At 64.5% G+C, this 5,636-nt stretch carries 3 protein-coding genes; all 3 read right to left on the bottom strand.

Going from position 1 to position 5,636, the window contains the following annotated elements:
- Positions 1 to 209 precede the first annotated feature (209 nt).
- From A7J50_RS12190 to cobN, 3 genes are read right to left on the bottom strand one after another with little or no spacing between them, the layout of a single operon-like run.
- The gene (locus A7J50_RS12190; protein WP_064454915.1) at positions 210 to 821 is read right to left on the bottom strand and encodes a vWA domain-containing protein; all 612 of its coding nucleotides are present in this window, start codon (positions 819 to 821) and stop codon (positions 210 to 212) included.
- Between the two features lie 53 nt (positions 822 to 874).
- A complete protein-coding gene (locus tag A7J50_RS12185) occupies positions 875 to 1,873 on the bottom strand; it encodes an ATP-binding protein (RefSeq protein WP_064452014.1) in 999 nt (332 codons plus the stop codon).
- Entirely contained in the window at positions 1,873 to 5,634 is a 3,762-nt protein-coding gene (cobN, locus tag A7J50_RS12180; protein ID WP_064452013.1) for a cobaltochelatase subunit CobN, read from the bottom strand. Before cobN ends, A7J50_RS12185 begins: the two co-directional genes overlap by 1 nt.
- Between the last annotated feature and the right edge of the window lie 2 nt (positions 5,635 to 5,636).

Raw genomic sequence — 5,636 nt, 5'->3', positions numbered from 1 at the left:
GGGGGTAACCTGCCTGATAAGTCACGGTTGAGGAGAAAGTCCGTTTTCAGCTGCCGCTTGGATCGGGTGTGCTGGGCGCCCTGAAAAAAAATCGCGGGCGCAGCCGGGGGCCTGGAGAGGCTTCCGGCAGGCTTGGAAAATTAAGGGATTTGGCAGGCAGGGGGTGACATGGGAAGCGGGGACAAGCGGGAATCAGGGAACGTTCACTTTTATTGCAGCGACACGCTGTCGATATGTCGATAGTCCAGCTGCAGCTCAAGCGCCAGCTGTTTGGCGCGCCCGAGCTGGATCGGGCCACGCTCGATATCCACCAGCAACCCCGGGCAGTCGAGCGCCGCTAATCCGGCGATGTCTTTGAGCCGCCCATCGGTAATCACCAGCAAACGCTGCTGCTCGGCCGGGTAACGCTTACGCCGCGCGCGCAGCCAATGCGCGGCTTCGGACAACGCCGCCAGCAACGGCGTGCCGCCGCCGGCGCCGAGTTGAGCCAGCCACCCGGCCAAGCCTTTGGCGGCCTTCAACCCCTGCACCTGCCATTTGGGCGCTTGCCCGCTGGCCGTCAGTAACGCCATGCGCGCCCGCTGCCGATATGCGTCATCAAACAACTGGGCCAGCAAGCCTTTGGCGTCGCTCAACGCGCCATGGCGCCGAGTGGACGCCGAGGCATCGACAATCACCAGCCACAACTCATGGGCTGAGCGGCTGCGCAGGTGGTAGACCACATCCTCACGGGTTTGCGGCCGACCACCGAGCAAGGTGCCCGGCCAGTTGATCGAACCCAACGTTGCACGACGCGCTTTGCCGTGCCTGCCTTTTTCCAGTCGCCCCGCCTTGGGCCGGGCATCCGCCCCCGCGTCAGGTCGGGGGCGAATGCCTAGGGCTTTTTTGGCCAGGTGGGCACATCCCGGCGTGCGCCCGTGGGCAAGGCCGGTGCGGGCATATCGCCCCATTGGCCTTGGCCGGGCGAGGAGTCCGAGGGTTGTGGCGCCTGGCCTTTATCGGGCGGGCTCGCCGGAGGGGTTTGCGCCTGACGGCGATGGCGCAAGGCGAATTCGGCCACGGCTTCGATATCTTCCTCGGCGATGGCGCCAGCGCCACGCCAGGCCGCATGGGCGCGCGCGCCGCGCAACCACACGAGGTCTGCGCGCAAGCCATCGACACCGGCGGCAAAACAGCGCTCGGTGATCTGCGCCAACGCCTGATCATCCAACGCAATGCTGTCGAGCCGCGCCCGCGCCTGGGTGCAGCGATCGCGCAAGGCGGCTTGCTGCGTGGCCCATTGGCTGCAGAACGCTACGGGATCGCTGTCGAAATCCAGGCGGCGGCGGATAATTTGCCCGCGCTCGGTGGGCTGGGTTTGCCCGCTCAATGCCACATTGAAACCGAAGCGGTCGAGCAGTTGCGGGCGCAATTCGCCCTCTTCCGGGTTCATGGTGCCGATCAATACAAAGCGCGCCGAATGCCGATGGGAAATCCCGTCGCGCTCGATCAGGTTGGTGCCGCTGGCGGCCACATCCAGCAGCAGGTCCACCAGGTGATCGGGCAGCAAGTTGACTTCATCGACATACAGCACGCCGCCGTCAGCCTTGGCCAGGACACCGGGGGAAAATTGCGCGCGGCCTTCGCCCAGCGCAGCGTCCAGATCCAACGTGCCCACCAGCCGCTCTTCGGTAGCGCCCAACGGCAAGGTGACAAACTGACCGCTGGCCAACAAATCTGCCAGGCCTCGCGCCAGCGTGGACTTGGCCATGCCGCGCGGGCCTTCGATCAGCACACCGCCGATTTTCGGGTCGATGGCGGTGAGGCACAGGGCCAGTTTCAAGTCGTCGGCGCCGACCACGGCGGACAGCGGGAAATGCGGAATATCAATCATCAGCTGTCTTCTTCTATATCCAGCAACAGGTTTTCCAACGCCTCGCGATACGCTCCGGGCTCTTGCCACATGCCGCGCTGCTGGGCTTCGAGCATACGCTCGGTCATATCGCGCAACGCATCGGGGTTGTGCTGCTGCACAAAGGCCCGGGTGTCAGGGTCGAGCAAGTAAGCGTCGGCGAGCAAGGCGTATTGGTGATCATCAATCAGCGCGGTGGTGGCGTCGAATGCGAACAGGTTGTCTACCGTCGCGGCCATTTCGAACGCGCCTTTATAGCCATGGCGCTTCACGCCGTCGATCCATTTGGGATTGGCGGCACGGGAACGGATGACCCGGTTCAGCTCTTCCTTCAGGGTGCGGACCTTGGGCAGGTCCGGCTGGCTATGGTCGCCATGATAGCTGGCGGCTTTATCACCGCTCAGGGTTTCCACGGCCGCGAGCATACCGCCCTGGAATTGGTAGTAGTCGTTGGAGTCGAGCAGGTCGTGCTCGCGGTTGTCCTGGTTCTGCAACACTGCCTGCACCTGGCTCAGGCGCTGGGCGAACTGTTCGCGGGCGGCAGTGCCCTCATCGGAACCGCCATACGCATAGCCGCCCCAGTTCAGGTAGACCTCGGCCAAATCCTCGCGGCTCTGCCACAGGCGACCGTCAATCGCACCCTGTACGCCCGCGCCATAGGCGCCAGGCTTGGCGCCGAAGATGCGCCAGCCAGCCTGTTTCGCGGCCGCTTCTTCATCCAGGCCCGCGCTGAGCAGCGCCTCGCGCTCGCTGCGCACCTTGGCCGCCAGCGGGTTCATGTCATCCGGCTCATCCAGGGCCGCCACTGCCTGCACGGCTGCATCAAACAGCCGGATCAGGTTGGCAAAGGCATCACGGAAGAACCCGGACACGCGCAGCGTTACGTCAACGCGCGGGCGGTCCAACAGGCTGATCGGCAGAATCTCGAAGTCATCCACGCGCTGGCTGCCCGTGGCCCATACCGGGCGCACGCCCATCAGCGCCATGGCCTGGGCAATATCATCACCGCCGGTACGCATGGTGGCGGTGCCCCAGACCGACAGGCCGAGCTGGCGCAGGTGGTCGCCATGGTCTTGCAGGTGCCGCTCAAGAATCAGGTTGGCGGATTGGAAGCCAATGCGCCAGGCCGTGGTGGTGGGCAGGTTGCGCACATCCACGGTGAAGAAATTACGCCCGGTGGGCAGTACATCCAGGCGCCCACGACTGGGTGCGCCGCTGGGGCCTGCGGGTACAAAGCGGCCACTCAACGCCTCCAGCAAACCCTGCATTTCCGCAGGCCCGCACGCGTCCAGACGCGGTGCCACGACGACGCGCAGGCTCTCGATGACCGACTTCACATCCTCCCAGCCAGGTTCCTCCAACTGCTCAATCGGCCCTTCCAGCGCTTGCTCGATCAAACGCGCGGCATATAACTCCAGGCGCTCGCGGGTATCACCGGCGGTGCGCCAGAGCTGCTGATCAATGTTTTGCAAAACCTCGGGGCGACGCCCGGTCCAGGGCTCGGCCAGGGCACAATCGAGTGGGTCAAAGCCCAGTTCAAACGCCTTGGCCAGCACCCGCAGCAAGCTCGATTGCGGGCCACGCCCATCGCCGCGCGGGATGCGCAGCAAGGCCAGCAGGGTGTCGATGCGCAAACGACCTTCGGGCGACTCGCCAAAAATATGCAGGCCGTCGCGGATCTGCGACTCCTTCAAATCGCACAGGTAGGTGTCCAGGCGCGGCAACCAGACCGTGGCGTCGGCCTCGTTATCCAGCTCCAGCTCCTGATCGATATGGGTTTCGCGCACCAGCTTGAGAATGTCTTTTTGCAATTCAAGGGCGCGGCGTGGGTCCAGCAATTGCGCCTCGTAATACTCGTCGGCCAACAGCTCCAGGTTACGCAGCGGGCCGTAGGTCTCGGCACGCGTCAGCGGTGGCATGAGGTGGTCGATGATCACCGCTTGAGTGCGACGCTTGGCCTGGGCACCCTCGCCCGGGTCATTGACGATAAATGGGTAGATATTCGGCAACGGCCCCAGCAGCGCGTCGGGCCAGCAGTTCTCCGACAGCCCCACACCCTTGCCCGGCAGCCATTCGAGGTTGCCGTGCTTGCCCACATGGATCACGCCATGGGCGCCGTAGGTATGGCGCAACCAAAAGTAAAACGCCAAATAACCGTGGGGCGGTACCAGGTCCGGGTCGTGGTACACCGCGCTGTGGTCAACCTGATAACCCCGCGCCGGCTGGATGCCGACAAAAGTCAGGCCCAGGCGCAGGCCGGCGATCATCATGCGGCCGTCGCGGCACATCGGATCGTTCTGCGGTGCGCCCCAGCGCGCCAAAACCGCCTGACGATTGGCTTCAGGCAGGTGCTTGAACATCGCCTCGTAGTCGTCCAGGCCCAGGCTTTGGTGGCACGGGCGCAGGTCGAGGCTGTCCAGATCGTTGGTGACGCCGCCGAGCAGGTCATGAATCAAGGCCGTGCCGCTGTGCGGCAACTCGCTGGGCACGGGATAACCTTCGGCTTGCAGCGCGCGCAGGATATTCAGCGCCGCCGCCGGGGTGTCCAGGCCCACGCCATTGCCAATGCGGCCGTCACGGGTCGGGTAGTTGGCGAGGATCAGTGCGATGCGCTTTTGTGCATTCGGCACCCGTGCCAGTTCGACCCAGCGCCGCGCCAGCTCGGCGACGAAATCCATGCGCTCGGGCGCAGCGCGGTAGCACACCACGTCGGACTGGCTGCGCTCACTGCGCCAGGCCAGGTCTTTGAAGCTGATGGGACGACTGATAATGCGCCCGTCCAGCTCCGGCAAGGCGATATGCATCGCCAGGTCGCGCGGGCCGAGGCCTTGCTCGCTGGCCTCCCAGCCGGGCTGGTTGTCCTGGGCGCAAATCGCCTGGATCACCGGAATATTGCGGCGAAATGGCCGTAAATGCGGGGCTTCCGGGCTGGACTGGGCAAAGCCGGTGGTGTTCAGAATCACCGCCGCCTGCACGTCATCCAGCCAATCTTCGACCACCGTGAGGCAGCCGGGCTCTTTCAAACTGGCCACCGCTATCGGCAACGGATTAAGGCCCGCCGCCTGCAAGCGTTGGCAGAACACGTCGATAAAACCGGTATTGGCCGCCTGCAAATGCGAGCGATAGAACAGCACTGCGGCTACCGGCCAATCTGCCTGCCAATCCGACTGCCAGTCATTCAAGCGCGGGTTGGCTTTGTGCGGGTGATAAATCGCGGTGCGCGGCAGGCTTTGCGGTTCGGCCCAGGCATAGTCGCGGCCCAGGTAGCTGCTTGCCAGGCAGCGATAGAAATCCAGCGCGTTGCCCAGGCCGCCCTGGCGCAGGAAGTGCCACAGGCGGTCGCGCGCTTCTGCGCCAACGGAGCTCAAGCCGCTGAGTTCCGGGTCCGGGCGATCATCACCCGGCACCAGGATCAGCTGCACGCCGCGCTCGGCCAATTCCACCAGGCGCTCGATGCCGTAGCGCCAATAACCGATGCCGCCGTGCAGCGAAATCAGGATGACCTTGGCGTGGCGCAGCACCTCATCGACGTACAGGTCGACCGAGGCATGGTTTTGCACCTGCATCGGGTTGGCCAGGCGAAAGCTGGGGTAATCGTCGGGCAACTGCTGGGCCGCTTCGGCCAGCAGTGCCAGGCTGGAATCGCCGCTGCACAGAATCACCAGCTCGGCGGGGGTTTGGCCTAAGTCGGCAATGTTGTCTTCCGAGACGAAACCGCCGGGCTGGGTCCTGAGCAGGTGCATGG

This window comes from Pseudomonas antarctica (assembly GCF_001647715.1).
Taxonomy (GTDB): Bacteria; Pseudomonadota; Gammaproteobacteria; order Pseudomonadales; family Pseudomonadaceae; genus Aquipseudomonas; species Aquipseudomonas antarctica_A.
Note: the sequence above shows the minus strand (reverse complement) of the source record. Positions and strands in the feature narration are given on the sequence as shown.

Bases quoted from the DNA above. Each gene is read 5' to 3' on its own strand.
- A7J50_RS12185 (WP_064452014.1), bottom strand. From the start codon at position 1,873: ATGATTGATATTCCGCATTTCCCGCTGTCCGCCGTGGTCGGCGCCGAC.
- cobN (WP_064452013.1), bottom strand. From the start codon at position 5,634: ATGCACCTGCTCAGGACCCAGCCCGGCGGTTTCGTCTCGGAAGACAAC.